The organism is Phaeobacter italicus, assembly GCF_019801785.1.
Taxonomy (GTDB): Bacteria; Pseudomonadota; Alphaproteobacteria; order Rhodobacterales; family Rhodobacteraceae; genus Phaeobacter; species Phaeobacter italicus.
Genome location: NZ_JAHVIJ010000006.1, coordinates 168,241 through 194,355, shown reverse-complemented (window position 1 = coordinate 194,355; position 26,115 = coordinate 168,241). Strand labels below are relative to the sequence as shown.

General features: G+C 59.1%; 24 protein-coding genes. 13 read left to right on the top strand and 11 right to left on the bottom strand.

The genetic code is table 11. From position 1 onward, the window contains the following. Window positions 1–2 precede the first annotated feature (2 nt). Window positions 3–1,919, top strand: coding sequence for a beta-galactosidase (locus tag KUV39_RS15645; RefSeq protein WP_222460252.1), 1,917 nt, complete (start codon window positions 3–5; stop codon window positions 1,917–1,919). 58 nt (window positions 1,920–1,977) lie between these two features. On the opposite strand, the gene KUV39_RS15640 is transcribed toward KUV39_RS15645, so the two are convergent. The 3 genes from KUV39_RS15640 to KUV39_RS15630 form a co-directional block, all read right to left on the bottom strand. Then, entirely contained in the window at window positions 1,978–2,763 is a 786-nt protein-coding gene (locus KUV39_RS15640; RefSeq protein ID WP_008559754.1) for an ATP-binding cassette domain-containing protein, read from the bottom strand. Between the two features lies 1 nt (window position 2,764). Further along, complete coding sequence (locus KUV39_RS15635; protein WP_008560969.1) at window positions 2,765–3,886, bottom strand: ABC transporter permease; 1,122 nt, start codon at window positions 3,884–3,886, stop codon at window positions 2,765–2,767. A 61-nt stretch (window positions 3,887–3,947) separates the two neighbouring features. Further along, entirely contained in the window at window positions 3,948–4,898 is a 951-nt protein-coding gene (locus KUV39_RS15630) for a sugar ABC transporter substrate-binding protein (protein WP_008562773.1), read from the bottom strand. 228 nt (window positions 4,899–5,126) lie between these two features. On the opposite strand from KUV39_RS15630, the gene KUV39_RS15625 reads away from it, so the two are divergent. Beyond that, window positions 5,127–6,131: a LacI family DNA-binding transcriptional regulator gene (locus KUV39_RS15625; protein WP_046211280.1), complete on the top strand. Its 1,005-nt coding sequence runs from the start codon at window positions 5,127–5,129 to the stop codon at window positions 6,129–6,131. 63 nt (window positions 6,132–6,194) lie between these two features. Here the strand turns inward: KUV39_RS15625 and KUV39_RS15620 are convergent, their stop codons facing one another. The 3 genes from KUV39_RS15620 to KUV39_RS15610 are packed head-to-tail and all read right to left on the bottom strand — an operon-like array spanning window position 6,195 to window position 9,384. Next, window positions 6,195–7,352, bottom strand: coding sequence for a Gfo/Idh/MocA family protein (locus KUV39_RS15620; RefSeq protein WP_222460251.1), 1,158 nt, complete (start codon window positions 7,350–7,352; stop codon window positions 6,195–6,197). 11 nt (window positions 7,353–7,363) lie between these two features. Then, window positions 7,364–8,257, bottom strand: coding sequence for a sugar phosphate isomerase/epimerase family protein (locus KUV39_RS15615; RefSeq protein WP_222460250.1), 894 nt, complete (start codon window positions 8,255–8,257; stop codon window positions 7,364–7,366). A 23-nt stretch (window positions 8,258–8,280) separates the two neighbouring features. Then, on the bottom strand, window positions 8,281–9,384 hold the full coding sequence (locus KUV39_RS15610) for a Gfo/Idh/MocA family protein (RefSeq protein WP_222460249.1): 1,104 nt from the start codon (window positions 9,382–9,384) through the stop codon (window positions 8,281–8,283). A gap of 120 nt (window positions 9,385–9,504) precedes the next feature. Here KUV39_RS15610 and iolD point away from each other — a divergent pair, with 120 nt between their 5' ends. From iolD to KUV39_RS15560, 10 genes are all read left to right on the top strand, one after another. Further along, the gene (gene iolD / locus KUV39_RS15605) at window positions 9,505–11,379 is read left to right on the top strand and encodes a 3D-(3,5/4)-trihydroxycyclohexane-1,2-dione acylhydrolase (decyclizing) (RefSeq protein WP_222460248.1); all 1,875 of its coding nucleotides are present in this window, start codon (window positions 9,505–9,507) and stop codon (window positions 11,377–11,379) included. Next, window positions 11,379–12,362, top strand: coding sequence for a 5-dehydro-2-deoxygluconokinase (gene iolC / locus KUV39_RS15600; RefSeq protein WP_222460247.1), 984 nt, complete (start codon window positions 11,379–11,381; stop codon window positions 12,360–12,362). Before iolD ends, iolC begins: the two co-directional genes overlap by 1 nt. Before the next feature lie 10 nt (window positions 12,363–12,372). Beyond that, entirely contained in the window at window positions 12,373–13,230 is an 858-nt protein-coding gene (locus KUV39_RS15595; RefSeq protein WP_222460246.1) for a 5-deoxy-glucuronate isomerase, read from the top strand. Continuing rightward, the gene (locus tag KUV39_RS15590) at window positions 13,227–14,066 is read left to right on the top strand and encodes a class II fructose-bisphosphate aldolase (protein ID WP_222460245.1); all 840 of its coding nucleotides are present in this window, start codon (window positions 13,227–13,229) and stop codon (window positions 14,064–14,066) included. The genes KUV39_RS15595 and KUV39_RS15590 overlap by 4 nt, the downstream gene beginning before the upstream one ends. Continuing rightward, window positions 14,060–15,046, top strand: a complete 987-nt coding sequence (gene iolG / locus KUV39_RS15585) for an inositol 2-dehydrogenase (RefSeq protein ID WP_222460244.1) — start codon at window positions 14,060–14,062, stop codon at window positions 15,044–15,046. Before KUV39_RS15590 ends, iolG begins: the two co-directional genes overlap by 7 nt. Window positions 15,047–15,254: 208 nt before the next feature. Further along, entirely contained in the window at window positions 15,255–16,265 is a 1,011-nt protein-coding gene (locus tag KUV39_RS15580) for an NAD(P)-dependent oxidoreductase (RefSeq protein WP_110884719.1), read from the top strand. A 261-nt stretch (window positions 16,266–16,526) separates the two neighbouring features. After that, complete coding sequence (locus KUV39_RS15575) at window positions 16,527–16,961, top strand: universal stress protein (RefSeq protein ID WP_008562617.1); 435 nt, start codon at window positions 16,527–16,529, stop codon at window positions 16,959–16,961. Between the two features lie 17 nt (window positions 16,962–16,978). Further along, window positions 16,979–18,523 carry an alanine/glycine:cation symporter family protein gene (locus KUV39_RS15570; protein ID WP_008563175.1) on the top strand — a complete coding sequence of 515 codons (1,545 nt, stop codon included), beginning with the start codon at window positions 16,979–16,981 and terminating at the stop codon, window positions 18,521–18,523. 262 nt (window positions 18,524–18,785) lie between these two features. Next, on the top strand, window positions 18,786–19,220 hold the full coding sequence (gene mscL / locus KUV39_RS15565) for a large conductance mechanosensitive channel protein MscL (RefSeq protein WP_050673882.1): 435 nt from the start codon (window positions 18,786–18,788) through the stop codon (window positions 19,218–19,220). Between the two features lie 119 nt (window positions 19,221–19,339). Then, window positions 19,340–20,146: a mechanosensitive ion channel family protein gene (locus KUV39_RS15560; RefSeq protein ID WP_008561950.1), complete on the top strand. Its 807-nt coding sequence runs from the start codon at window positions 19,340–19,342 to the stop codon at window positions 20,144–20,146. A gap of 111 nt (window positions 20,147–20,257) precedes the next feature. Here KUV39_RS15560 and KUV39_RS15555 read toward each other — a convergent pair whose 3' ends face one another. The 4 genes from KUV39_RS15555 to KUV39_RS15540 form a co-directional block, all read right to left on the bottom strand. Further along, entirely contained in the window at window positions 20,258–20,794 is a 537-nt protein-coding gene (locus tag KUV39_RS15555) for a hypothetical protein (protein ID WP_046211291.1), read from the bottom strand. A 133-nt stretch (window positions 20,795–20,927) separates the two neighbouring features. Next, window positions 20,928–21,425, bottom strand: a complete 498-nt coding sequence (locus tag KUV39_RS15550) for a GNAT family N-acetyltransferase (RefSeq protein ID WP_222460243.1) — start codon at window positions 21,423–21,425, stop codon at window positions 20,928–20,930. Window positions 21,426–21,469: 44 nt separating this feature from the next. After that, the gene (locus tag KUV39_RS15545) at window positions 21,470–21,919 is read right to left on the bottom strand and encodes a YtoQ family protein (RefSeq protein ID WP_008559067.1); all 450 of its coding nucleotides are present in this window, start codon (window positions 21,917–21,919) and stop codon (window positions 21,470–21,472) included. Window positions 21,920–22,031: 112 nt separating this feature from the next. After that, complete coding sequence (locus tag KUV39_RS15540; protein WP_222460242.1) at window positions 22,032–22,670, bottom strand: class I SAM-dependent methyltransferase; 639 nt, start codon at window positions 22,668–22,670, stop codon at window positions 22,032–22,034. 86 nt (window positions 22,671–22,756) lie between these two features. Here KUV39_RS15540 and KUV39_RS15535 point away from each other — a divergent pair, with 86 nt between their 5' ends. Beyond that, the gene (locus KUV39_RS15535) at window positions 22,757–23,635 is read left to right on the top strand and encodes a LysR family transcriptional regulator (RefSeq protein ID WP_050673886.1); all 879 of its coding nucleotides are present in this window, start codon (window positions 22,757–22,759) and stop codon (window positions 23,633–23,635) included. Window positions 23,636–23,700: 65 nt separating this feature from the next. On the opposite strand, the gene pheT is transcribed toward KUV39_RS15535, so the two are convergent. Further along, window positions 23,701–26,097 (bottom strand): phenylalanine--tRNA ligase subunit beta, encoded by a 2,397-nt coding sequence (gene pheT / locus KUV39_RS15530; protein WP_222460241.1) that lies wholly within the window; start codon window positions 26,095–26,097, stop codon window positions 23,701–23,703. Between the last annotated feature and the right edge of the window lie 18 nt (window positions 26,098–26,115).

Sequence of the window (26,115 nt, the reverse complement as noted above, 5' to 3'; positions counted from 1 at the left end):
CTATGCAGCGCACACTTGGCACCTGCTATTATCCCGAACATTGGCCCGAAGACATCTGGCAACAAGACGCCGCGCGCATGGTTGCGGCTGGCCTCACTTGGGTGCGGATTGGTGAATTTTCGTGGTCCCGGATCGAACCAACCCCCGGCGATCTGCAATGGGACTGGTTGGACCGGGCTATCGACACCCTGGTCTCAGCAGGGCTGAAAGTGGTGCTTGGCACGCCAACCGCAACGCCGCCGCGCTGGATGGTAGACCGGCATCCGGATATGTTCGCGCTTGATCAAGACGGCAAACCCCGGGGATTTGGATCCCGCCGCCACTATTGTTTCAGCCATCAGGGCTACCGCAAGGAGGCCCGACGCATCGTCACCCTTATGGCGGAACGCTATGGACCAGGCGATCGGATCGCCGCCTGGCAGACCGACAACGAATATGGCTGCCACGACACCACGGTCAGCTATTCCGATGCAGCCCGCGCAGCGTTCGTGCGGTGGTTGGAAACACGGTACGGCGGCGACATAGGCGCGTTGAACGCGGCTTGGGGCAATGTCTTTTGGTCGATGGACTACAATCGCTTCGAACAGATCGGCCTGCCCAATCTCACGGTGACAGAGCCGAACCCGGCCCATGCACAGGCGTTCCGGCGGTTTTCCTCAGATCAGGTCGTGAGCTTCAACCGCGATCAGGTTGAGATCCTGCGCGCCCATTCTGATGCACCAATTGCCCATAACTACATGGGGCGGGTGACTGATTTCGATCACTACAAGGTTGGCGAGGATCTCGAAATCGCCAGCTGGGACAGCTACCCCTTGGGCTTTCTAGAGGACAGGGTCGGGGCCAGCCCAGAGAAGCAGCGCCGCTACGCGCGGCAGGGTGATCCAGATTTTCAGGCCTTTCACCACGATCTCTATCGCGCGGTCGGACGCGGTCGCTGGTGGGTGATGGAACAACAGCCCGGCCCGGTAAATTGGGCCCCTTACAACCCTACCCCCCTGCCCGGCATGGTGCGTTTCTGGACTTGGGAGGCCTTTGCCCACGGCGCAGAGGCAGTCTGCTATTTCCGCTGGCGGCAAGCGCCGTTTGCGCAAGAGCAACTGCACGCAGGGATGCTGCGCCCGGACAGCGCCGAAGCACCAGCTATCGTCGAGGCACGCCAGGTTGCTGAGGAACTGGCCAATGCGGGGGACGTTGCCCCATCGCAGGCCCCGGTCGCAATGATCTTTGACTACGATGCAGAATGGGCCTGGCAGGTGCAACCGCATGGTCAAGGGCTTACCTATTTCGATCTTGTCCTAGAACATTACCGCGCTCTGCGTCGCGCCGGTCTGTCGGTGGACATCGTCGCGCCAACCCAAAGCGATTTTTCCGGATATGCGCTGATCCTTGCGCCGGGGCTGATGCATCTGACGGACAGTCTGCGAAAAGCGCTGGCCAAGGCCGAAGGTCAGGTACTTTACGGTCCACGCACCGGTGCGCGCGATGCAGATTTCAAGATCCCGACCAGCCCCCTCCCCCCTGCACTGGATGGGCTGAAGGTTGTTGTCGCAGCCGTAGAGAGCATGCGCCCAGATATGCCCCTGCCCCTTGCCAACGCAGACGGGGCAGTCACCGGGTATCTGGAAACACTGGAAACCGCGGCAGAGGTGCTGGTTGAAACCGCAGCAGGTCAACCCGTCGCTGTTACCGCAGCCAACCAAGTCTATTGCGCGGGTTGGCTTGATGGCGACGGCCTTGACCATCTCGTTGCGACACTCTGTGCACGCGCGGGTCTTGGGATATGCAAGATGCCCAAGGGTGTGCGGCGTCGACAGACCGCTACAGAAGAGTTCTGGTTCAATCATCTTGCCGAACCGGTTGACACCGAGGTGGGCACACTGCCCCCGGCCGGGGTCTTTAGACGCCTGCGAAAAAGCTGAACGCAAAAACCGCCAAAGCCTGCGCTCTGGCGGTTTGTTTCATTGAATATGGTTGGCCTCAGACTGTACCGCCAAGGCTTCCTTCAAGCGTGGCCAGCTCTTGTCCGCCAGCCATCATGTCCTGCAACTCCTCAGCCGAGATTTCGCCGCGCTTTGCCGTTCCGAGGGTCTGACCCCGATTCAACACGGTGAAACGATCTCCAACAGCGAGCGCATGACGGACGTTGTGGGTGATGAAAACCACCGCAACCCCCTGCTTGCGCACCTTGTCGATAGTGGCAAGGACGTTGGCCGTTTGGCGCACGCCAAGGGCTGATGTCGGTTCATCCAGGATCAGAACCTTGGCCCCAAAATGCACCGCACGCGCAATCGCGACGGTCTGACGCTCACCACCAGACAATGTGCCGACCGCCTGTTCCGGCCCCCTCAGATTGATGCCCATCTTGCGCATTTCTTCCATCGTCACACGATTTGCGTAATCGTGGTCAAAGAACCGAAACGGGCCGATCTTGCGCAGGGGTTCGTTCCCCATAAAGAAGTTCCGGCTCACCGACATCAGGGGGATCATCGCGAGGTGCTGATGCACTGTTGCAATTCCTGCCGCAATTGCATCGCGCGGGTCGGCAAAATACATGGGCTGGCCTTCAAAAAGGATGTCCCCTTTTGTTGGTTTGTGAACCCCGGACATGGTCTTGATGAAGGTTGATTTCCCCGCCCCGTTGTCCCCCAAGAGACAGTGGCATTCCCCCGGATAGATATCGACCGAGACCCCCGCCAGCGCAATGACGCTGCCGAAGTGTTTTTCGATGTTCTGCATCCGGATCAAAGGTTGAGACGACGTCATATCAGCGCTCTCCCGTGATGATGCGGCGGATGTAGGTGTTCAGGATCACGGCAAACAGCAGGATCAGACCGAGAAAGACCCGAAACAGCGAGCTTTCGACACCGGCAAAGAACAGACCCTGCTGCACCACGCCAAAAATCAGCGCCCCCAAGGCCGCTCCGATGACAGAGCCATAGCCGCCTGTCAGCAAGGCCCCCCCGATAACCACGGCGATGATCGCCTCGAATTCCTTCAACAACCCACGATCAGAGCCGGCCCCGCCAAACTCCATCACCTGACAGGCTGCAAACACCGTAGCGCAGAAAGCTGTGAACATGAACATGAGGATCTTGACGCGGTTGACCGGTACACCCGAATTGCGCGCCGCCTCTGCATCACCGCCTGCCGCAAAAATCCAGTTCCCGAACCGGGTTTTGGTCAGGATGACGTGACCGACAATGACCAGAACAATTGCCCAGACAACCAGCATCGGCAGACCGTCGACGACAGGCTGCCCCTTGCGTGTTCCACGCTCAAAGACCGCGATCCAGCCGTTGTCACCAAGCCACTGAAACAGCCCCGTCAGGATCTTGCCGCCGAACACTGCCGCCAGCCAATCCCCTTGGGCTGCGTCGGACACGCCACCGATGATGGTTTTGCGTTCGATGGTCTGTGGCAGATAGATTGCAAAGCCCCGCAGGATGAACAAAAACGCAAGCGTCACGATAAAGCTGGGCAGACCTGTGCGCACAACGATGTAACCGTTGAGTGCCCCAATCGCGAGTGCGATCACAAAGGTGACGATGATGGCCATCCAGACAGGCCAACCAAGCGTCACGCTGAAGATTGCAATCAGCATACCTGCAAAGCCGATCATGGAGCCGACCGACAGATCAAACTCTCCGGCGATCATCAGCAGACAGGCGCCCACGGCGATAATCATGAATTGTGCCGAAATCTGCCCCCAGTTCAGCACCCCCTGGCTGTTGAACATCCCGCTGTCTCCAGCGAAAATCAGAAACATGGCAAAGACGAGGATGGTGCCGATGATCCCGCCCAGCTCTGGGCGGATCAGGGCTTCGCGAAAGCGGGAACGATGTTTGATCCGCTCGTCTCCCGCGACCTGAGTTTGTACGTCAGTCATGGTAATCTCTCTGAAAAAAGGCGGCCAATCGGAATCGGCCGCCCAAACAAAAGACAGGTGATCAGCGGTATTCGCCCGCGAATTGTTCAACCTTTTCCAGGCCGTCCTTTGTCACGAAACCGGGGCCGGAGTTGATGTTGTTGCCGGGCAGCACGCCATAGCGGTGGTAGTTGGTCAAAACCACAACCGGCAGATAGGCCTGCAGGAACGGCTGCTGATCAATGCCCCAGTTGATCACACCGGATTTCAGTCCTTTGACGATCTCTTCACCCAGGTCGAAGGTGCCGAAGTAAATGTCACCGGCCATACCGTTTTCTTCCAACGCCAACATGGTCGGATCCGCCGAGGTCGGGCCAAGCGTCAGGATCGCGTCAGTTTCCGGATTGGTGTTGAGATAGGCCAAAACGCGGTTCTTGATCTCTGCCGGATCCTGGCCGCTGTCGATCATCTGATCGCCAAGTTCGATGCCAAGCCCATCGGCAAAGCCCTGGCACCGCTCTGTCGAGGAGGGCGAGCTGATGTAGTGGTTCACACAAAGAAAGCTGCCGACTCCGTCACCCTTTGCACGCACACCCGCGGCATAGCCCGCGTCATATTCGGGCTGACCCACGTACATGAGCGCCCCAACTTCACGGGCCTGATCCGGGGTGCCAGAGTTCATGATGATCACGTCCACGCCGCTGTCGACAGCCGCCTTAATCGGGCCGGACAGGACATCATAGTCGGACAGCGTCGTGATGATCCCATTCGGGCCAGAGGCCGCGGCCTGTTCGATGATGCGGGCCATGTCAGCAAGGTCACCCGTCGGCGGATTGCGGTACTCCACCTCAACATTCATCTGCTCTCCGGCGAGCGCGATGCCGTTCTTGATGGTGTTCCACCAGCTGTCACTGTCGGGCGCATGGCTCACAAGGATGTATTTCTCACCCTCCGCAGAAGCAGCCGTCGCGGCCATCAGCGGCGCTGCGGCAACGGCGGTGGCCATCACAAATGTCTTGATTACGGACGTCATTCTTTCCTCCCAAAGTTTTTGGTCACGATCGCATCGGGCCGTTCCCCGCGCGTCAGCTTAACCAAAACACGAATCGCAAAAATTTGCAACCGGTTGCAAAATGTGCCAAGATTTTCCTGCTGAAATCACTGCAGATCCGCGATAAACAACCTGATCTCAGAATCTGAGAAGATCAAAAAGGCGCTGGCCCGCCGGGACGTCGGGCCGCAGCAAGAGGAAGTCAGAGCAATGGCGGTCACGCTGAAAGATGTTGCAGAACGGGCCAAGGTATCGCGGTCAGCGGTTTCGCGCACCTTCACCGACGGGGCATCGGTTTCTGAAAAAATGCGACGCAAGGTCGAGAAAGCCGCGCAAGAGCTGGGCTATAGCCCAAACGCTCTGGCATCCTCGCTAACAACCGGGCGTACCAAACTGATCGGGCTGGTCTCCAACAACTTCCACAACCCAATTTTTCTGGAGGTCTTTGACCGGTTCACCCGTCGCCTGCAGGACAAGGGGCTGCGCCCGCTTCTGGTCAATCTCAGCGACGAAACCGACCCGGAAAACTCCGTTCGGATGTTGCGGCAGTATTCTGTAGATGGCGTGGTCGTTGCCTCGTCAACCCTGCCAACGGGCTTTGCCAAGGCATTCCGCGACGCCGGCGTCCCTGTTGTGCACAGCTTTGGCCGGGCTTCATCCAGTCCGCAGGTGCATGTTGTGGGCATCGATAACGTCGAAAGCGGAAGGATGGCGGCGCAGACGCTTGTGGCGCGCGGCTACACAGAGGTTGCATTCATGGGCGGGCCGCAAAATGCGACTTCTACCCAGGACCGTTTTGAAGGATTTTGCGCCGAGATGGCGAAACATCCGGATCTGAAACATAGCCACAGCTTTGCGGATGCCTATTCGTTTGAGGCCGGCCGCAAGGAAATGCTGCGCCTATTGGAACACAAGCCAGCCCAGGCCTATTTCTGCGGCGACGATGTTCTGTCCCTTGGCGCGCTGAGCGCCATCAAAGACCGTGGCCTGAAGGTGCCCGAAGACATTGGCATCATCGGGCTAAATGACATGGAAATGGCCCGTTGGGAGAGCAACAGCCTCACCACCATTCACCAGCCGATTGAACAGATCGTCAACTCATCCATCGAACTGGTCGTAGCCATGCTCGACGAACCTGATCGCTACCCCGAGGCGCGGATTTTTCCCTGCCGTGTCGTTGAGCGCAGCACCCTGCGCCCGTTGCCCTCTAGCTAAGCTGGAAAGCCGATCCAGATGCCGGGGGGGCAGCTCAACACTGCCCTCGCGGCACGGATCAGGTCAGCGGAACATCGGTGGGCGGGCATCAACCCAGGCGCCATCTGCCTTGCCGCTTTCAGCAACGGCAAATACCGCAGCCATAGACCGTAGCCCGTCAACGGCACGCGGATAGAGATCCGCGGCCGGATCCATCGCACGCCCCTCTTTATCAGCGCGGATTGCCTCGGCCAGATCACTATAGATATTGGCGAAGGCAAGCGGCATGCCCTCGGCATGGCCGATGGTCACGCGGCTGGTGCGGTCGGCTTCGGGGCTCAGCCCAGCCTCTCCACGTTCGATCACCTGCAACCGGTCCCCAAGGGGCATCCAATAAAGCTGGTTGGGTTGCTCTTGCGCCCACCGCAGGCCCCCCTTTTCTCCAAAGACCTGCAAAGTCAGGCCGTGCTGGCGGCCAATCGCAATCGAAGAGGTCCAGAGCCTGCCAACCGCGCCACCATCGAAACGCAGATTGACCATCGCGTCATCCTCCAGTTCACGGCTGGCAATGCAGCTTACGGTATCGGCAGACAGGCGCTCTGCCTCCTGGCCGATCACAAAACTCGCCATGTGCAGGGCATGGATTCCGCAATCGGCAAACTGTGCCGACACCCCAGCCTGAGCCGGATCATACCGCCAGCGCACACGAGGATTGTCTGCATCTTCCGCATCAGCATGGTGGCCGTGGGCGAATTCTGCCTTGACCATGCGGATCTTTCCCAGATCTCCCCGCGCGACCATCGCTTTCATGTGCCGCACGAGGGAGTAGCCGCTATAGCCATAGTTCACTGCGCAAATCTTGCCCGTGGCTTGTGCGATGCGAACGATGTCTTCGCCCTCCTCCACGGTCATCGTCATCGGCTTTTCGCACAGCACGTGAAAACCCGCTTCGAGAAAGGCCTTGGTTATTTCGAAATGGGTGGCGTTTGGTGTCGCCACCGTCACGAGGTCGACACGATCCTCGCGACTGCGCTCTCCTGCGAGCATTTCTTGCCAGCTGCCATAGGCCCGATCCGCTGCCAGTCCCAACCGCTGGCCGTACACGCGCCCCTCATCAGGGCGATGATCCAAGGCCGCCGCAGCGAATTCAAACGCACCATCCAAGCCAGCACCCAGGCGATGAGCCGGGCCGATCTGGCTCCCCTCTCCGCCGCCGATCATGCCCCATTTCAGTTTCGCCATGATCGCCTCCCTCAATTAAAACCAATAGATTCAAGATATTCACGGTTCAGGCGGGCATCACCCAAAGGATCAGGATCAAGCGTCGGATCGCAATCCTGTTCAACCGTACACCAGCCGGAGAACCCCGCCCCGACAAGCACATCACGAACGGCCGCGAAATCAACATCCCCCTGCCCGAGATTGCAGAAAATCCCCTGCCCGCAGGCATCATAAAACCCTGTCCGCTTGTCGATCACATCGGCCTTCACCTTGGGGTCGATGTCCTTGAAATGCATATAGCTGATCCGCCCGATATGCCGTTTCATAAAGGCGACCGGATCAAACCCCGCATAGGAATGATGACCCGTGTCAAAACAGATCTTCAGGATGCCTTCATCGACCTCGTCCAGCAACCGCTCCAACTCCGGCTCGAAATCCATGAAGCCCGCAGCATGAGCATGTATCCCAACGGTCAGCCCATAGTCCTCTGTTCCGATCCGGGCGATGGTTGCCAGGCGATCACGAAAGGCGCTCCATTCGGCATTGTCCATCTGCTCAGCCTCAGACGCGCGGCCAGCAGTTGGCGCGCGCCGCTCTGAAATAGAGTCGATCAGCACCAGATGCTCTGCACCGTGCGCCCTAAGCGCGGCGCACGTCCGATGGGCCGCATCCAGAACCTCGTCCCATTTCGCAGGATCATGGAACGGGCGAAACACCACGCCGCCAATCAGCTCCAGACCATTCTCCGCAAGCGCCTCTGAGAGCACTGCGGGATCTTCGGGCATAAAGCCGACAGGCCCAAGCTCAATTCCCTTGTAGCCAGCCGCAGCACATTGCTTCAGCACGGTTTGCCAAGACGGATTGCGCGGATCCTGAGCAAACTCCACCCCCCAGGAACAGGGCGCATTGCCAATTCTGATAGTCATTTCGGTGATCTTTCTCGGAAATTTCAGAAATCTGATACGGCCTGCCAAGCGCGCGTTCTGGATGCGGTCATGGCCGCCGTGATGACCTGATTGACCGCCATACCATCTTCGAAGGTCGGCCAAATCGGTTGTCTTGTCTCAATCGCCCTGAGGAAATCCCGCGCTTCGATCAGGATCTGGTCCTGATAACCCGTCCCATGCCCCGGTCCCTGACAAAACGGCAGGTAATCGGGATGCGACGGGCCTGTCAGAATCTTGCGAAAGCCGCGCTGCGCTTCATCGCCCTCGGCGAGATAGAGCCAAATCGCATTCTGATCTTCCTGATCGAACCGAATGGCCCCCTTGGTGCCGGTGATCTCATAGGCATATCCCATCTTGCGACCGGTCGCGATCCGGCTGAAGAACATCTGGCCCATTGCGCCATTGGCGAAACGACACATCATCTGTCCCTGGTCGTCATTCGTGACCGACCCGCCGGGCCGTTCGTGGTGAACCGTCTCGATTTCGGCGATCACCTCCGCAATCGGCCCGATCAACGCCATTGCACCATTGATCATATGCGGCGCCAGATCGCCCATCGTGCCGTTGGCGTCTCCTTGCGTGCGCCAAGTCGCCGGAGCGTCCGGATCGGCATAGAAATCCTCGGTATGCTCGCCCCTGAACCAGGTGATGTCGCCGATCGCCCCCTGCGCGATCAGATGACGGGCATACTGGCTGGCGGGAGTGCGGATATAGTTGAACCCAACCATGTTGGGGCAACCAGATGCGGTTGCGGCGGCCACCATTGCGCGGCTGTCCTCTAGCGACGCCCCCAGCGGTTTTTCGCAGAACACCGGCTTGCCAAGCGCAAAGGCCGCTTCGGCGACCTGCCTATGGGTTTCCTGCGGCGTTGCAATCACGATTGCCTCGACCTTCGGATCCTCAACCAATGCCTGCCAGCGGTCAGTTGCACGAGAAAAGCCATAGGCCAGCCTGTATTTCTCGGCGCTCTCAGGGCTGGAGGCACAGACCATTTCCAACCGCGGGCGCAGTGCCGTGTTGAACACGGCACCGACGGCCGACATGGCCACCGCATGGGCCTTGCCCATATAGCCGCCACCAAGAATTCCGATGCCGATCTCGGTCATCCTTGCCTCTCCCTGTTTGAAATTCAATTTGCAACCGGTTGCAAAACTTGTATCTTGGGATTCGAAATCTCGCAAGACGAAATCGTCGCGAGCACGGATCACCTGCAGGGACACTTTCGAATGACGCCGCCGCCCGAAACACTCAGACTGACGACCGCACAGGCCATTATCCGCTGGCTTTCCAACCAGTTCATCGACATCGACGGCGAAGAATATCGTCTGTGTGGTGGCGGCTTTGGCATCTTTGGCCACGGCAATGTGACCTGCCTCGGCGAAGCGCTGTATCAGGCGCAAGAGGCCCTGCCTCTCTATCGCGGCCAAAACGAACAGAGCATGGGATTTGCGGCTGCCGGATATGCCAAACAGTGGTTGCGGCAACGGTTCATGTTCTGCACCGCCAGCGCCGGGCCGGGCACATCGAACCTGTTGACCTCGGCCGCCCTCGCCCATGCCAACCGTCTGCCGATGCTCATGCTCTGCGGGGATGCGTTTCTGACCCGGCTTCCGGATCCCGTGCTGCAGCAGATGGAGAATTTTGGCGACCCGACCTTTGGCGTCAACGATGCCTTCAAACCGGTCTCACGCTACTGGGACCGGATTACGCACCCTGCCCAGGTCATACAGTCTCTGCCCGCGGCAGTGGCGACCATGCTGGATCCCGGTGACTGCGGCCCTGCCTTTCTGGGGTTGCCGCAGGACGTACAGGGCTGGACCTACGATTACCCGGCTGTCTTCTTTGAAAAGAAAGTACATCGCATCCGGCGCACAACACCAGATGCAGCCGAGATAGACGACGCGGTTGCCTTGCTGCGATCCGCCCAGCGCCCCATGATCATTGCCGGCGGAGGCGTTCAATACAGCCGCGCAGTGCAAGAGCTGACCAAGTTTGCCGAAGACCATCAGATCCCCGTGGTTGAAACCATCGCGGGGCGCGCCAATCTCACCAATGATCACCCGCTCAACATCGGTCCCATCGGCGTCACCGGTTCAGACAGCGCCAACGCAATCGCAGCGCAGGCGGATGTCATCCTGGCCGTCGGCACACGCCTGCAGGATTTCACCACCGGGTCGTGGACTGCATTTGCTCAGGACGCGCGCTTTATCTCGGTGAATGCCGCACGTCATGACGCGGGCAAGCACCGCGCTTTGCCGGTTGTCGGTGACGCCAAATGCGCGATACGTGCCCTCGCAGCCAATCTGGGGGACTACCGCACACCAGAGAATTGGGTACAGCTCGCGCGGCAAGAGCGACGCAAATGGTCCGCCTATGTTGCCGAAAACGTCAGCTATGGGGACAACCGGCCCAATTCCTATGCGCAGGCTATCGGGGTCGTGAATGCCTTGTGCGATCCGCGCGACCGGATCGTCGCCGCCGCTGGCGGGCTGCCCGCTGAGGTCACGGCCAACTGGCGCACGCTGTCCCCTGGCACTGTCGATGTGGAATTCGGTTTTTCCTGTATGGGCTATGAAATTGCCGGGGCCTGGGGCGCCCGCATCGCGCAGTGCGAACAAGAGCCTGGAAATGACACCATCGTTTTTGTTGGTGACGGATCCTACATGCTGATGAATTCCGACATCTACTCAAGCGTTCTGAGCCAGAAGAAACTGATCGTTCTGGTGCTGGATAACGGCGGTTTCGCCGTCATCAACAAGCTTCAGAACAACACCGGCAACGCGAGCTTTAACAACTTGCTGTCCGACTGCCCCACAATCCCGGATCCTTTTGGTGTCGATTTTGCCGCCCACGCCCAAGCGATGGGTGCAGAAACGGAAACGGTTGCCAACCCGACAGAGCTGGCAGCAGCGTTCCAGCGCGCGCAAGCGTGCGAGCGGACATCTGTCATCGTCATGCGGGTTGACGCCTACGAAGGCTGGACCACCGAAGGTCACGCCTGGTGGGAGGTCGGCACCCCGCATATCACCGACGATAAGAACGTGGAGGCTGCCCATCTGGACTGGGAAGAAGGTCGCAGCCGTCAACGGCGGGGGGTGTGATGGCTGATAGCTCCCTCATGCTGAACGCACGTAATATTCTGGTTATTGGCAGGGTCGGGATGGACCTGTCTCCGACACCGCCAGGAACCGCGACAAAAGACGCCACAGAGATGATGGTCGCAATGGGTGGCAGCAGTGCCAATATCGCGGCCGGTCTAGTAAAGCTGGGGTGTCGCACAGCATTGGTCACAAGCGTTTCTGACGATGCGGTTGGCTGGTACTGCCTGAATCAGCTGGATCGCTACGGCGTTGACCGCCGCCACGTGAAACGCATCACAGGCGAGCACCGGACATCCCTTGCAGTCTATGAAACCCGCGTAGAGAACCACCAAAGCGTCATCTACCGCAACAATGCCGCCGATTTTCAGATGACGGTGAAAGACATCGACGCAATCGATCTTTCCCCATTCGACGCCCTGGTCACCGCTGGCACGGTATTTGCCGCAGAGCCGTCACGCGGCGCGGCCTTCCGAGCGTTTGAACGGGCACGCGACGCAGGGATGCCAGTGATCTTCGATGTTGATTACCGCCCCTATAGTTGGCCCTCCGCAGAGGTCGCTGCCGATGTGTTGTCGCGCGCAGGCGCAATGGCAGACATCATCGTGGGCAACGACGAAGAGTTCGGCTTCATGGCTGGCGCCTACGATCAGGGGTTGGGCAAAGCCCGTGCACTCGCAAACGAGAACGCAGCCATTGTTGTCTACAAAATGGGCCACAAGGGCGCGGTCACCTTTGCGGGAGAGGCCGAGATCTCGACCGGCATCTTCCCAGTTGAGGCGCTTAAGCCAACAGGCGCAGGCGACAGTTTCATGGCGGGATTTCTCGCCGGGCTGGCAGAGGGGCGAGACATGAAGGACGCGATCCTGCGCGGCTCCGCCTGCGCCTCGATTGTTGTTTCGAAACCGGGTTGCGCCCCAGCGATGCCAGACACCGCCACCTTGGAGGCGTTTCTCGAAACGCACCCGGGGCCCACAGAAACCTAAGAGGACCGCAATGCACATCGCTCCCCATGACAATCTGAACAAACCCATTGTTGATGCGGATGACGCTCGGGTCCCGCTCAATTACTTCAACATCGTCAAACTGACAAAGGACCAGAGTTTTGAATATCAGGTGCCGGGCTATGAAACATGCATCGTGCCCGCAACCGGCACGGTCACGGTTGAGGTCGAAGGCCTGACTTTCGCCAATCTTGGCAACCGCGGCGCAGACGTCTGGGACGGCGAGCCAGAAGGCGTCTACATTCCCGTGGGTGCAAAGGTGACCATCACCTGCCTCTCGGACAGCACAGAGACCTTTGTGGCCGGCGCGCGCTATGACAAGGTACTGACACCGTTCGAGGTGCGGGCCGATGGTATTGATCTGGTACAATACGGCTCTGACGACACCAAAACCCACCGAAAGATCAAACATATCCTTGGCCAGAAGCAGCACGACAAGGTGGGGCGTCTTCTGGTGTCGGAACTGTTTACAGTCGGTCAGGGGGGCTGGTCTGGTTTCCCCCCCCACAAACACGACACCGACCGGACAGATCCCAACGGCACGATTATCGAAACCCGCCACGACGAAACCTACAACTTTCGCTTTCGCCCCAACCACGGCTCTGCGGTGCAGGTCTTGCAAAGAGAAGAAGGCAAACCCGGCGATGCCTATCAGCTTATGGATGGCTCAACCATGGTGATCGACAAAGGCTATCACCCCTGCGTGGTCATGCCCGGCTATGAGATGTACTATTTCACCATCCTTGGTGGGCTGAGCCAGCGCAGCCTTGTCCAGTTTTTCCAGCCCACCCACGCCTATCAGGTGGAGACTATTCCCGGCATCAAGGACATGGTGGCAAAGTTCAAATGACCCTCGCGACGCTTTCCGATGTCCTCCAGCCCGCCTTGAAGGGCGGCTATGCGGTGGCAGGTCTCGTCACCCTTGGCTGGGAGGATATGCGCGCCTATGTCACCGCCGCGGAGGAAGAGAACGTCCCGGTGATCCTGCAGGCAGGCCCCTCCTGTCGTCTCCACACGCCCCTTCCGATCCTTGGCAAGATGTTCACACATCTGGCAGAGGCCGCATCCGTTCCGGTGGTCGCACACCTCGATCACGGCTACACCGTCGAGGACTGCCGCATCGCGATCGACAGCGGCTTTACCTCGGTTATGTATGACGGCTCGCGCAAACCGCTGGCTGAAAACATCGACGAAACCGCCGCAATCGTCGAAATGGCGAAGGCCGCTGGCGTGTCCTGCGAGGGAGAAATCGGATTTGTCGGCTATTCCGGTGGCGAAGGGTCAGCGGGCACCGATCCAGAGGAAGCCCGCAGGTTTGCAGCAGAAACAGGCGTCGATGCGATGGCGATTTCGGTTGGCAATGTCCATCTGCAACAGGACAAGGAAGGCGGGCTGGACATTGACCGCATCCGCGCCATCGAGGCCGTGACGGATACACCGCTGGTCATTCACGGCGGGTCCGGCGTTCCGATCGCGCAGCGCATGATGCTGGCTCGACACTCAAAGATCTGTAAGTTCAACATCGGGACTGAACTGCGCATGGCATTTGGCGCCGCTCTGCGGCAGGCCGTGAACAAAGATCCCGCGCGGTTTGACAGGGTCAGCATCCTGTCTGAAACGCATGCCCCCCTCGTCTCTGCAACCCGCAAGGTTCTGAAGGCCTTTAAGGGAGAAACACCATGCTAAAGATTGGACTTCTTGGCTGCGGGCGGATCGGGCAGGTTCATGCCCGCTCGGTTGGTCAGCTGGATGACGTGCGCATCACTGCCCTGAGCGATGCGAACCCCGAAGCGGCACAGGCGCTTGCGCTCAAGACCGGAGCCGAGGTGCGCAGCAGCGACGCCGTGATTGCAAGCGAGGATGTCGATGCAGTTGTAATCGGGACGCCAACGGATACCCACTATGACCTGATCCACAAGGCAGCGGCAGCTGGCAAGGCGATCTTTTGCGAAAAACCCGTGGACATGTCCGCCGACCGCATTCGCGATTGTCAAAAGGCGGTTGCCAAGGCAGGCGTGCCCTTTCTGACCGCGCTCAACCGTCGTTTTGATCCCAGCTTCTCCAACTTGCAGAAACGCCTGCGAGCAGGCGAAATCGGAGATGTCGAGATCGTCTCGATCCTGTCGCGCGACCCTGCCCCGCCACCGATCAGCTATATCAAGACATCAGGCGGCCTGTTTCGCGACATGATGATCCATGACCTTGATATGGCGCGGTTTCTGCTGGATGAAGAGCCCGTACTGGTGTTTGCGGTTGGTGCGGCATTGGTTGACCCTGCGATTGGCGCAGCCGGGGACGTGGACACCGCAACGGTCACTCTCACCACGGCCAGCGGCAAGATTTGTCAGATATCAAACTCCCGCAGAGCCACATATGGCTATGACCAGCGGATCGAGGTTCACGGCTCCAAAGGGATGCTGCGGGCAGCGAACGTGCTGGAAAACACCGTGGAAAGCGCAGGCAGCAGCGGCTTTACCACAGCCCCGGCGCAGCATTTCTTCCTCGAACGTTACGAGGCCGCTTACCGTATCGAAATGGCAACCTTCGTGCAGGCCGTGACATCTGGAACCCCGCTCTCTCCCAGCATCGAGGACGGGTTGCGGGCACAGGTCCTCGCGGATGCGGCGGCAAAATCGCTGGAAACAGGCGCGCCTGTCAGGGTCTGATCAAGACCGCCTGAGAGGTTGATCGACTGCGCGACTCAGCTGGTTCGCCCTACCCCGCACTGCAAGGACAGAAGAAACAGACAGCATGGCTTGGCGACAATCCCACCTTTCCTGTCGCTTGTACGCTTTTGCTGCAACGCAACAATTTTCGCCGCCTGCCCTGTCACACGTGTAACCAGATTCTTCCGTGCATCAGCGTCGATTTTCTTTGCCTTCCAAGGCGATCTTGGAAAGCCTTTCAAAAACAGCCAGCAGGGAGAGCGGCATGAAAGTTGGATTTATCGGCCTGGGCAATGTCGGCGGCAAGCTGAGCGGCAGTCTCTTGCGCAATGGAGTGGAGCTGAGTGTCTATGACCTCAATCCAGACTTGGTTGCCAGCTTTGCAGAGCGGGGCGCCACGGCAGCCAGCGGTCCTGCTGAACTGATGCGCGACTGTGATGCTGTCATCACCTGCCTGCCCTCACCGGCCGCCTCTGATCAGGTCATGCAGATGATGCTGCCGGAGGTGCGCGAGGGCAAGATCTGGATGGAGATGTCGACCACGGATGAAGCCGAGATCAAGCGACTTGGTGCGTTGGTTCTGGCCGCAGGAGGCGCAGCGGTGGACTGCCCCGTGTCCGGCGGCTGCCACCGTGCCGACACCGGCAACATCTCAATCTTTGCAGGCTGTGATCGCCCCACCTTCGAACGCATCTTGCCCCTCTTGACCAAAATGGGCCGCCGTATCCTGCATACAGGAGAGATGGGCTCTGCGTCGGTTCTGAAAGTGATCACCAACTACCTGGCAACCGCAAATTTGATCACCTGCTGCGAGGCATTGGTCACGGCAAAAGCCGCGGGCATGGATCTCAACACCACATATGAGGCGATCAAGATTTCATCCGGGACATCCTTTGTTCATGAAACGGAAAGCCAGGTGATTTTGAATGGCTCGCGCGACATCTCTTTCACCATGGACCTCGTGTCCAAGGATATCGGCCTGTTTCAGGCAGTGGCCGATCGCCACAACGTCCCGCTTGAGATGAACCCGCTGATGATCGACATTTTCAAGGACGGTGAAGCCCGGTTTGGCAGTCGGGAACTGTCTCCCAACATCATCAAACGTCTGGAGGAGGCAACCGGCCTCGACATCCGTGCGCCCGGTTTCCCGGCCGAAATGACAGATGATGAACCGGAAGAGCCAGGGTATGAAATCGTGCCGGCCGGGCGCGGCAGCTAGGCCGCGGCCCCGCATCGGATCCGGAACTGACGAATCACCCAACATCACCTCCGAATCGATACGGAGGCTCTCCGAATCGCACGAAACATCCTGTCTCCAGCCTGCAGGGGACGGGTAATTTTCCGTCTTCACCCGCAAATTATGCGATTTGTGCATGGTTAATTCTTCGGAAACATAAGCCTTTCGGGATGCCTCCTTACCCGCTGTGATATACTTCTGGGACACTTCGTCACAGGGGTGACGCAACAATGGGAGGGGCACATGGCCTCAAAAATCGTAGTTGGCTACGACGGCAGCACAAGTGCGCGCTCTGCGCTGGACTTTGCGCTGAATGTGGCACGGGCACAGGGCGGCAGCATAGTCGTTGCGCATGTTCTGGAATGGTCGCCTTATTCGTTTCTGTCTGCTGAAGAGCTGGCTGAACGCCACAAGCGGCGCAGCGAAGAACTTGAGCGCGCAGAGCAGGCACTCATCAAACCGCTGTTGAAAGACATGGAAACAAGCGGTGTCGATGTGACCGCCGAGGTAAAATACGGCAACATCGCAGAGGTGCTGGTGAAAATCGCCAAATCCGAAAACGCCGATCTGATTGTGATCGGCCGCACAGGCCACTCCGCACTTTCATCGCGGCTGTTCGGCTCGGTCGCGGGGACGCTGGCGCAAGCGGCTCCGGTTCCCGTCACCATCGTTCCATAACATTGTCAGGGTTCAACATGGGTACTTTTACCAAATCGGCCACATTGGCCGTGCCGGGTTTGCTTGCAGCATCCGGCCCGCTGATGGCCCAGTCCATCGACCAACAAGTGAACGAGCTGTTTGCCAGCTCCACCGGCTGGTTCGTCAACTTCATCTTCAGCCCCTTCCCCGGCACCAGCTTTCCCTGGATCGTCGCCTGGCTGGTGATCGCGGCAACCATTTTCACGCTGTACTTCGGGCTGATCCAGTTCCGCGCCTTCCCGCATTCGATCGCACTGGTCAAAGGGGACTATTCCGATCCCAATGACGCGGGCGAAGTCAGCCATTTTCAGGCACTGGCAACGGCGCTCTCTGGCACTGTCGGCCTTGGGAATATTGCGGGTGTGGCGGTTGCCGTCAGCATCGGTGGTCCTGGGGCAACCTTCTGGATGATCCTTGCCGGCCTGATGGGCATGGCATCGAAATTCACGGAATGTACGCTCGGCGTAAAATACCGCAACGAATATGACGACGGCACCGTCTCCGGTGGTCCGATGTACTATATGACCAAGGGCTTTGCCGCACGCGGCCTGCCCGGTGGCAAGTTCCTTGCGGTTATGTTCGCGATCTTCTGCATCCTCGGCGCATTTGGCGGCGGCAACATGTTCCAGGCCAACCAGGCACATGCGCAGCTGACCAATGTTCTGGGCGACTATCCGGGCTGGATCACGGGCATCATCTTTGCAACCATCGTGTTTGCCGTGATTGTGGGCGGCCTGAAATCCATCGCGCGCGTCACCGAAAAGGTCGTGCCTTTCATGGGTGTCCTCTATGTGCTGACTGCGCTTGTCATTCTTGCGATGAACGCTGACAAGATCGGCTGGGCCTTTGGTCAGATCTTTGACGGAGCCTTCACCGGGCTGGGCGTCGCAGGCGGCATGGTAGGTGCCCTGATCCAGGGCTTCAAACGGGCAGCGTTCTCAAACGAGGCCGGCGTTGGCTCTGCAGCGATTGCACACTCTGCGGTGCGTACCAAAGAGCCGATCACAGAGGGCTTTGTGTCCTTGCTGGAGCCGTTCATCGACACCGTCGTGATCTGCACGATGACCGCACTGGTGATTATCATCACCGGCCAGCTGATCGCCGATCCGGAAACCGGCCTGTATCTGCTGAACGAATCCGGCAGTGCAATCCAGACTGTTGACGGGAACTCCGGCGTTGCGCTGACGTCTGCGGCCTTCTCCTCTGCCTTTGGTTGGTTCCGCTACGTGCTGGCTGTCGCGGTGATCTTGTTCGCCTTTTCCACCATGATCTCCTGGTCCTACTACGGGCTGAAGGCATGGACTTTCCTCTTTGGCGAAGGCAAGACGACTGAGCTGATCTTCAAGCTCATCTTCTGCTTCTTTGTGGTCGTCGGCGCCGCAGCAAGCCTGGGCCCTGTGATCGACTTCTCTGACGCGGCCATCTTTGCGATGGCGGTGGTCAACATCGTCGCGCTCTACTTCCTGATGCCAATCGTGAAGGCAGAGTTGAACAGCTACCTGGCGCGCCTGAAATCGGGCGAAATCCAGAAGTTCCAATAAAAAAGCATCTCCTGGCGGTCATTGCCGCCGGGAGACCCCACCTGCCCAGTCACGCGAAATCGCGCATTCCCGCAGCAGGCCAATCCCCCGGACATTCAATCGCCAGCCTTACTGCGCCACCGGCCAGTCCTGCGCAGTTCGCGAAAATGCGTCAAGTCAGCGCAAAAAAACCGTGACCTGCGCACAAGACCTGCGGCTAAACTGAACTGGCTGCGACCGGGCATTCCTGTGCGCACCCATCACACCAACAGGGACAGAAAACATGATTCAGGAATTCAAGAATTTCATCGCCAAGGGCAACGTCATGGATATGGCTGTCGGCATCATTATCGGTGCAGCCTTCACGGCCATTGTCAAAAGCATGGTGAGCGATCTGATCAACCCCATCATCGGTCTCTTTACCGGTGGGGTAGATTTCACCAACTCATATCTCGTCCTCGCAGGTGAAGTGCCCGCAGGCGCCAGCCTCGAAGCCGCCCGCGAGGCCGGTGCTGCCGTGTTTGCCCATGGTGCCTTCATCATGGCCGTCATCAACTTTCTCATCATCGCCTTTGTGGTGTTCATGCTGGTCAAGGCCGTCAACAACATCAAAGACGCTGCGATCAAAAAGGAGGCAGAGCTGCCCGCCGAAGAAAAACCCGCAGGTCCGACGGAACTGGATGTCCTGTTGGAAATCCGTGACTCTTTGCGCCGTTGATTGACGCTCTCCGGAAGAGCCCTTTTCCCTCGCGGCCAGTCAGACTAAGCCGCGGGGATCACAGGCCTGTTTGTCTCGCAAGGCCAGCAAAACGACACTGACAAGGAAATTTACGGATCATGGAAGATTTGATCGCACAGGCCGGCCTGCTCTGGCCGCTTGCCATCACGGCAACAAAGGCACTGGTTGTTCTGGTAATCGGCTGGATTGCCACCGGCGTTATCAGCGGCGCGGTTCGTCGTCGGATCAATGCAACCCCGCAACTGGATCAGACCTTGGGTAACTTCGCCGCCAGCGCCGTACGCTGGGTTCTGCTGGCGATCGTACTGGTTGCTGTATTGGGCATCTTTGGCATCCAGGCAACCAGCCTTGTCGCGATGCTTGGCGCTGCGACCCTGGCTATCGGCCTCGCTCTGCAGGGTACGCTAAGCGACCTGGCAGCGGGTTTCATGCTCGTGCTCTTTCGTCCTTACAAGCTTGGCCAGTTTGTCGACATCGGCGGCACATCGGGCACGGTCAAGGATCTGAACCTGTTTTTCACCGAACTGGTCACTGCCGACAACGTACAGATCATCGTTCCCAACGGTCAGGCCTGGGGCGCGATCATCACCAACTTCTCGGCCCACAGTACCCGTCGCGTGGATATCGTGTTCGGCATCGACTATGGCGACGACATCGAAACCGCCAAGGCCGTGATCCTGCGTCTGGCCGAGGCCGACGAGCGGGTACTGCCGGATCCGGCCCCGTGGGTGCGTGTCACCAACCTGGGCGACAGTTCCGTCGACATCACCACGCGCCTGTGGTGCAACGCTGCGGATTACTGGGAACTGAAATTCGCCATGACGCAGGCGGTGAAAGAAGCGTTCGACAAAGAGGGCATTTCCATCCCCTACCCGCACAGCGTGGAAATCAAGAAAGCCGGCTGATCACGGGGCGCGCAGCAAACGCATACGTCCCAAAAACACTCAGGCGCTCCGCAGGTCATGCGGGGCGTTTGTCATTTCTGCAACTCGGGCACCAGCCCGCTAACCAACCCGCTAATCAGGACGAGCGGATTGGCTGGTGCGATTGCTCGCGAGCCGGGCGCGGGCCAGTCGCTCGCGCTCCAGTCCGCGATCTTCAACCTCGACCGGTGGCCAGCCACACGTTCGTTTGTAGCCATCAAGATCGGTGAATGCCCATTGCGCCGCAAGGAGTTGATAGCTCTTCACTTCCCAACCGGAATCATCTCGCTCAAACCGCAACCGCCATGCGCCACGGACCTGCACAGGCAAACGCATACGCCGGATGTTGGCCATCGCTTCATGCCCGTTCGTTGCGGTCCGCACGGCTTGGGCTCGCAGCACTTTCATCCTCTCGACCAGCGCAACCGCCTCGTTCAGGCGACGACCGGCAAAGACGACCTCAATCTCGGCTTCCGGGCGGACAACGCCCTGAACAATCAGGTCACCGCGACTGCTGCGGTTCATGACCGGAATGAGCTCGACCACAACATCGCGTACCTCACGCTTGAACAGCCCGGTATCCTCGATCAGAGGTGTGATTTCTGAAGGTGGTCTGCGCCGATTTGTCATTGGTCTCTCTGGTCCCGACCAAGCAAAGCGGAAATGGTCGCAATTCAACACCGCCAAGAATACCGGAGAAGAAGTTAACAGTCGCTTGCGGGCGCGCGCTGCAAGTCGTGTCCCGCCCACAAAAAAAGGTCGACTATCGGTTGACGTCGCGCCACATGACAAAGGTAGGATCACCCTTGTAGGTGGTCTGCCCATGAGGGCGATAGCCAACTTTTTCTGCCAATCTGCGAGAGGCGTCGTGATCCGGCGCCATGATGCAAGCCGTGGCACTCCAGTTCGTCTCGCAGCTGGCCCAATCGTGCATTCGCTGAACGGCTTCGATCCCAAACCCCTGACCTTGGGCATCGGTCACAAAACCCCAGCCAGCCTCTGGAACGGGCTCAATGGCAGGCTCAAGGCTGCGCTGATAGTCTGCAAAACCAACAGAGCCGAGATAACGCCCGTCCTCCCTGCGCTCGACAGCCCAGTACCCAAATCCCAGCGCGTTCCAATGTCCGATATAACGCAGCAAACGCGCCCAACTGGCCTCTCGATCAGCGGGCGTACCGGTGATATGGCGAACCACCTCCGGATCGCCCCACATCGCTGCCACATCCTCGAAATCATCGACAACATGCGCGCGCAGGATCAATCTAGCTGTTTCAAGCCGCGGGGCGTCCCGATGCTGTGTCTCCCTCACTTTGGCAGGTGACCAGTCAGAACGTACCGCAGAATGTCCACGACCTGACCGGGCTCTTGCGCGACGGCCAGCGCGGCAGCGTGGACCTCTTTCAGGGCGTGTTGATGCTCGTCCTGGGACAACACAATAAGGGATTTCCCCAAAGCGGCAGCATAGCCCGCGTCAAAGGCGGCATTCCACTGCTTGTACTTCTCGCCAAAGCGCACCACGACGACATCGGCCTCTTCGATGCCCTTACGGGTCCGGATTGCGTTGATTTTCGCACCTTTGTGGTCATGCCAGAATTTATTCGGCTCAGCCCCAAGAATGGCCACACCGCAGTCGTCGCTCGCATCGTGATCCGTTACCGGGCTGTCAAATTCCACATCAAGCCCAGCTGCGCCATCGCGGATCTGCTCGCGCCAGTCGGTGTGGATTTCGCCAGAGAGATAAACCTTGAATGTCATGTCGTGTCCTTTCCAGCCGCTTCGCAGATCAGTGTCTGCAGGGCTTCATCAGATGGAGTTGGGCAGAGTATTCACCAGCCAGCCTCTGCCGTCCACCACATGATCGCGCCCTTCAGGCCCGCTTGCGCGCAACCAGATAACGGCTGGGCACATCCACCGGATAATTCCCGGTCTCGATGATCTCAAACCCCGCCTTCTGGATCGCAGCCTCAAGGTCCGCAATCCGGGTGAACTCAACATTGCTGGGGGCTTTGCCAACAAGTTGCATCAGAGGGATCGCAACCTTGAAGAGATAGTATTTCAGGCTCCCACGCGCCTCTCCCAGGCAGGGCGTCTTGGAGATGAACAAGCCACCGGGGCGCAATGCAGCGGCGACAGATTGCAAAACCTCGTCCGTATTGGGCAACAGATGGAGCAGGTTATGAGCAAGGATCGCATCATAAGGGCCATCCGGGATCTGTTCGGCTGGGGCACAGTGGAATTCTATGTTGCTTACCCCCGCATCCCAGGCCCGCTCCTTTCCGACATCCAACATCGCGCTGGACAGATCTGTGGCCACCATCCGGGACACAGCCGGAGCAAGTTCAATCGCAGTCGACCCTGTCCCACAGCCCAGTTCCGCGACGGTGTCCCCGTCCTTCAGATAAGAGCGTGTCCGCTCCAACGTGTAGCGATAGGCAGCTTCGTCGCGGATCGGCGACTTGGCGTATTTCGCGGCAATCTTGTTCCAAAAGCGGGCGTCACTTGTCATCTCAACTCTCCTAACTGGCCCGAGATTAGCCATGCGCAAACCAATGGGAAATTGCCCAAATTCGCAGGGTTGATATACATATCTGCATGAATAGCCCTGACTGGAACCATATCCGCGCGTTTCTTGCCACAGCCGACTCCGGGTCGCTATCGGCGGCCGCGCGCAAACTCGGCCTGACGCAACCGACCTTGTCGCGCCAGGTCGCCGCGCTCGAGACAGAGCTGGGGCTGCTGTTGTTTGAACGTGTCGGCCGGTCACTGGAGCTGACACAGGCCGGACGCGAATTGCTCGATCACAGCCGGACCATGGGGCAGGCAGCAGAGGCCTTGTCCCTTTCCGCAACCGGCCAAGCCCAGTCTATCGACGGGACGATCCGGATCACGGCGAGCGATATGATGTCGGCGTATGTATTGCCCGAGGTGCTGCAACAGCTGCAGCGTCGCGCCCCGCGGCTGACCATCGATGTGGTCGCCACCAATGACATCCGTGACTTGATGCGCCGAGAGGCCGACATCGCCATCCGCCATGTTCGACCTGACCAACCAGATCTGATCGCCCGTCTGGTGCAAGAGGCCTCTGGCCATTTCTACGCCTCCCGCAGCTATCTCGACAAACGGGGCCGACCAGAGCGTTACAGCGATCTCGCCGACCACGACTTTGTCAGCTTTGGCGATACAGACAGAATGATCGAATATCTCGTTCCCATGGGCATTCCGGTCACGGCTGACCAGTTTCGCATTGGATCCAGCAGCGGACTTGTCGCGTGGGAGCTGGTGAAACAGGGCTTTGGCATTACGCCGATGTCAGATGATGTTGCCGCAAAGTGCCCGGAGGTCGAACGCGTGCTTCAGGATGCCGGGCCGATCACTTTTCCCATTTGGCTGACCACCCACAGAGAGCTGCATACCAGCAGACGCATCAGGTTGGTCTATGACATGCTGGCAGAGTTCTTTGCCGCGAAATAGCAAAAACGCGCCTCTCGACCGGGGGCGCGTTTCTTCGTTTGTCCACCGCCATCTGGCAGATGCGATCAGCCGCGAAGGGTGCCGCCGGTCGCTTTGGTGACCTTGGCCACGATCTTGTCGCTCACCGCTTCGATATCCTTTTCGGTGAGCGTCTTGTCCGTCGGCTGAAGCCGCGCTGTGATCGCAAGGGATTTTTTGCCTTCGCCAAGGCTACCGCCGATGAACTCGTCAAAGACGCGGACATCTTCGATGAGCGCCTTATCCGCCCCAGCAGCCGCATTCACGAGAGTGAGCGCCTCAACGGTGTCATCAACAACAAAAGCAAAATCGCGCTCGACGGCCTGCAGGTCGCTCTGAACCAGCGCGCCACGGCTTGCACCTGACTTGCGCGGCATTGGCACTTCGTCCGGCCAGATGGTGAAGGCGACGGCAGCCCCTTTAATCCCCATTTCGCTCAGAACCTTGGGGTGCAGTTCGCCAAAGACGCCCAACACCTTCTTCGGGCCGAGGCAGATCTTGCCGTGGCGACCCGGATGCCACCAGGGCTCTGCGCCGCGCAGGATCTGGACTTTGGCAGGCGCACCGATGGCCGCAAGCACCGCTTCGATATCGGCTTTGGCATCAAAGGTGTCCACAGCGCGGCTTGCGCCATGCACGTCTTTCGGGCCGGTACGCCCCACCAGAAGACCGGAAATCAGGTTGTGCTGTTCCCCCGGCTCGCCGCCGTGGAACGCAGGCCCCACCTCAAACAGCGCCATGTCGGCAAAACCACGCGCCTGGTTGCGCGCTGCCGCCTGCAAGAGACCCGGCAACAAGGCCGGACGCATATGCGACATTTCCGATGAAATCGGGTTGGCAAGCATGGTTGCGTCATCGCCACCACCGAACAGTGCTGCAGAGGCCTGATCGATGAAGGTGTAGCTGACGATTTCATTGTAGCCGAGGCTTGCGCAGGTACGGCGCGCGATCTGCTGGCGGCGCTGCTGCGGTGTCATCACCGGCGCAGGAATGCCATCCGTGAGACGCGGCAGTGGTTTGCCCTGCAATTTGGTCAACGAGGCAATCCGCGCGACTTCTTCGACCAGATCCGCTTCGCCCAGCACGTCGGGACGCCAGCTCGGAACATGGGCCATGTTGCCTTCAAGACGGAAGCCAAGGCGGGTCAGCGTCTGGCGCTGCTCGGCCTCGGGGATTTCCATGCCAACCAGGGACTGCACCCGTTCCGGGTTCAGCTTGTAAGCGCGCGAATGATCAGGCACCGCACCGGCAACCACGACGTTCGATGGCTCACCCCCGCAGAGATCCAGGATCATGCGGGTCGCAAGGTCGAGACCATCACGGGTGAACTCCGGGTCCACGCCGCGCTCAAAGCGGTAGCGCGCGTCCGAGTTGATTTTCAGCGCCCGGCCTGTGGTCGCGATCTGAACATGGTCCCAGAACGCGCTTTCGAGGAAGACATCGACAGTCTCATCGGTGCAGCCGGTCTCGGCGCCGCCCATGATACCTGCGATGCTCTCTGCACCGTTGTCATCGGAAATCACCATCTGACCTGCAGAGAGCGTGTATTCCTTCTCGTCCAGTGCGACCAGGGTCTCGCCGCCAGCAGCACGATGGACACGCAGGTTGCCTGCCACCTTGGCTGCATCGAAAACGTGCAACGGACGATTCAGGTCAAAGGTGAAGTAGTTGGTAATATCCACCAAAGCAGAGATCGGACGCAGACCAATCGCGGTCAGTCGATCCTGCAGCCATTTCGGGCTCGGCCCGTTTTTCACGCCACGGATCAGGCGACCGGTGAACAGCGGGCAGCCATCCAGCGTATCCTCTGCAATCTCGACCTTGATCGGGCTCTCGTAGCCGCCCTCGACAGGATCAACCGTCAGTGGCTTGAGCGTGCCAAGGCCGCGTGCCGCGAGGTCGCGCGCAATGCCACGCACGCCCAGGGCATCAGGCCGGTTCGGCGTGATTGCGATTTCAATCATCGGATCGACCTTGGAGGGGTCGTTTGCCGCCAGCCAATCCACAAATCGGTCACCAACCTCGCCCGACGGCAGTTCGATGATCCCATCGTGCTCGTCCGACAGCTCCAGCTCGCGCTCGGATGCCATCATGCCAAAGCTCTCGACGCCGCGGATCTTGCCGACACCGATCGTGATGTCCAGCCCGGGCACGTACATCCCCGGCTTACACACGACGACGGTGATGCCTTCGCGCGCATTGGGTGCGCCACAGATGATCTGCATTTCACCTTCGTCGGTGTCCACCTTACAGACGCGCAGCTTGTCCGCGTCAGGGTGTTTTTCCGCGTGCTTCACATAGCCCAGAGTAAACTCCTTGAGCCGGTCGGCGGGATTGGACACGCCCTCAACCTCAAGGCCGAGGTCGGTCAGGGTTTCAGTGATTTCCTCGACCGATGCGTCGGTCTCGAGGTGATCTTTCAGCCAAGAAAGAGTGAATTTCATCGGTCCGGTTTCCTATGG

Coding starts and splice junctions, on each gene's coding strand:
- KUV39_RS15630 (WP_008562773.1), bottom strand. CDS start 4,898: ATGACGTCCGTAATCAAGACATTTGTGATGGCCACCGCCGTTGCCGCA.
- KUV39_RS15540 (WP_222460242.1), bottom strand. CDS start 22,670: ATGACAAGTGACGCCCGCTTTTGGAACAAGATTGCCGCGAAATACGCC.
- mscL (WP_050673882.1), top strand. CDS start 18,786: ATGATTCAGGAATTCAAGAATTTCATCGCCAAGGGCAACGTCATGGAT.
- KUV39_RS15615 (WP_222460250.1), bottom strand. CDS start 8,257: ATGACTATCAGAATTGGCAATGCGCCCTGTTCCTGGGGGGTGGAGTTT.
- KUV39_RS15610 (WP_222460249.1), bottom strand. CDS start 9,384: ATGACCGAGATCGGCATCGGAATTCTTGGTGGCGGCTATATGGGCAAG.
- iolC (WP_222460247.1), top strand. CDS start 11,379: ATGGCTGATAGCTCCCTCATGCTGAACGCACGTAATATTCTGGTTATT.
- KUV39_RS15625 (WP_046211280.1), top strand. CDS start 5,127: ATGGCGGTCACGCTGAAAGATGTTGCAGAACGGGCCAAGGTATCGCGG.
- KUV39_RS15640 (WP_008559754.1), bottom strand. CDS start 2,763: ATGACGTCGTCTCAACCTTTGATCCGGATGCAGAACATCGAAAAACAC.
- pheT (WP_222460241.1), bottom strand. CDS start 26,097: ATGAAATTCACTCTTTCTTGGCTGAAAGATCACCTCGAGACCGACGCA.
- KUV39_RS15645 (WP_222460252.1), top strand. CDS start 3: ATGCAGCGCACACTTGGCACCTGCTATTATCCCGAACATTGGCCCGAA.
- KUV39_RS15635 (WP_008560969.1), bottom strand. CDS start 3,886: ATGACTGACGTACAAACTCAGGTCGCGGGAGACGAGCGGATCAAACAT.
- KUV39_RS15620 (WP_222460251.1), bottom strand. CDS start 7,352: ATGGCGAAACTGAAATGGGGCATGATCGGCGGCGGAGAGGGGAGCCAG.
- iolG (WP_222460244.1), top strand. CDS start 14,060: ATGCTAAAGATTGGACTTCTTGGCTGCGGGCGGATCGGGCAGGTTCAT.
- iolD (WP_222460248.1), top strand. CDS start 9,505: ATGACGCCGCCGCCCGAAACACTCAGACTGACGACCGCACAGGCCATT.
- KUV39_RS15590 (WP_222460245.1), top strand. CDS start 13,227: ATGACCCTCGCGACGCTTTCCGATGTCCTCCAGCCCGCCTTGAAGGGC.
- KUV39_RS15575 (WP_008562617.1), top strand. CDS start 16,527: ATGGCCTCAAAAATCGTAGTTGGCTACGACGGCAGCACAAGTGCGCGC.
- KUV39_RS15545 (WP_008559067.1), bottom strand. CDS start 21,919: ATGACATTCAAGGTTTATCTCTCTGGCGAAATCCACACCGACTGGCGC.
- KUV39_RS15595 (WP_222460246.1), top strand. CDS start 12,373: ATGCACATCGCTCCCCATGACAATCTGAACAAACCCATTGTTGATGCG.
- KUV39_RS15570 (WP_008563175.1), top strand. CDS start 16,979: ATGGGTACTTTTACCAAATCGGCCACATTGGCCGTGCCGGGTTTGCTT.
- KUV39_RS15535 (WP_050673886.1), top strand. CDS start 22,757: ATGAATAGCCCTGACTGGAACCATATCCGCGCGTTTCTTGCCACAGCC.
- KUV39_RS15555 (WP_046211291.1), bottom strand. CDS start 20,794: ATGACAAATCGGCGCAGACCACCTTCAGAAATCACACCTCTGATCGAG.
- KUV39_RS15560 (WP_008561950.1), top strand. CDS start 19,340: ATGGAAGATTTGATCGCACAGGCCGGCCTGCTCTGGCCGCTTGCCATC.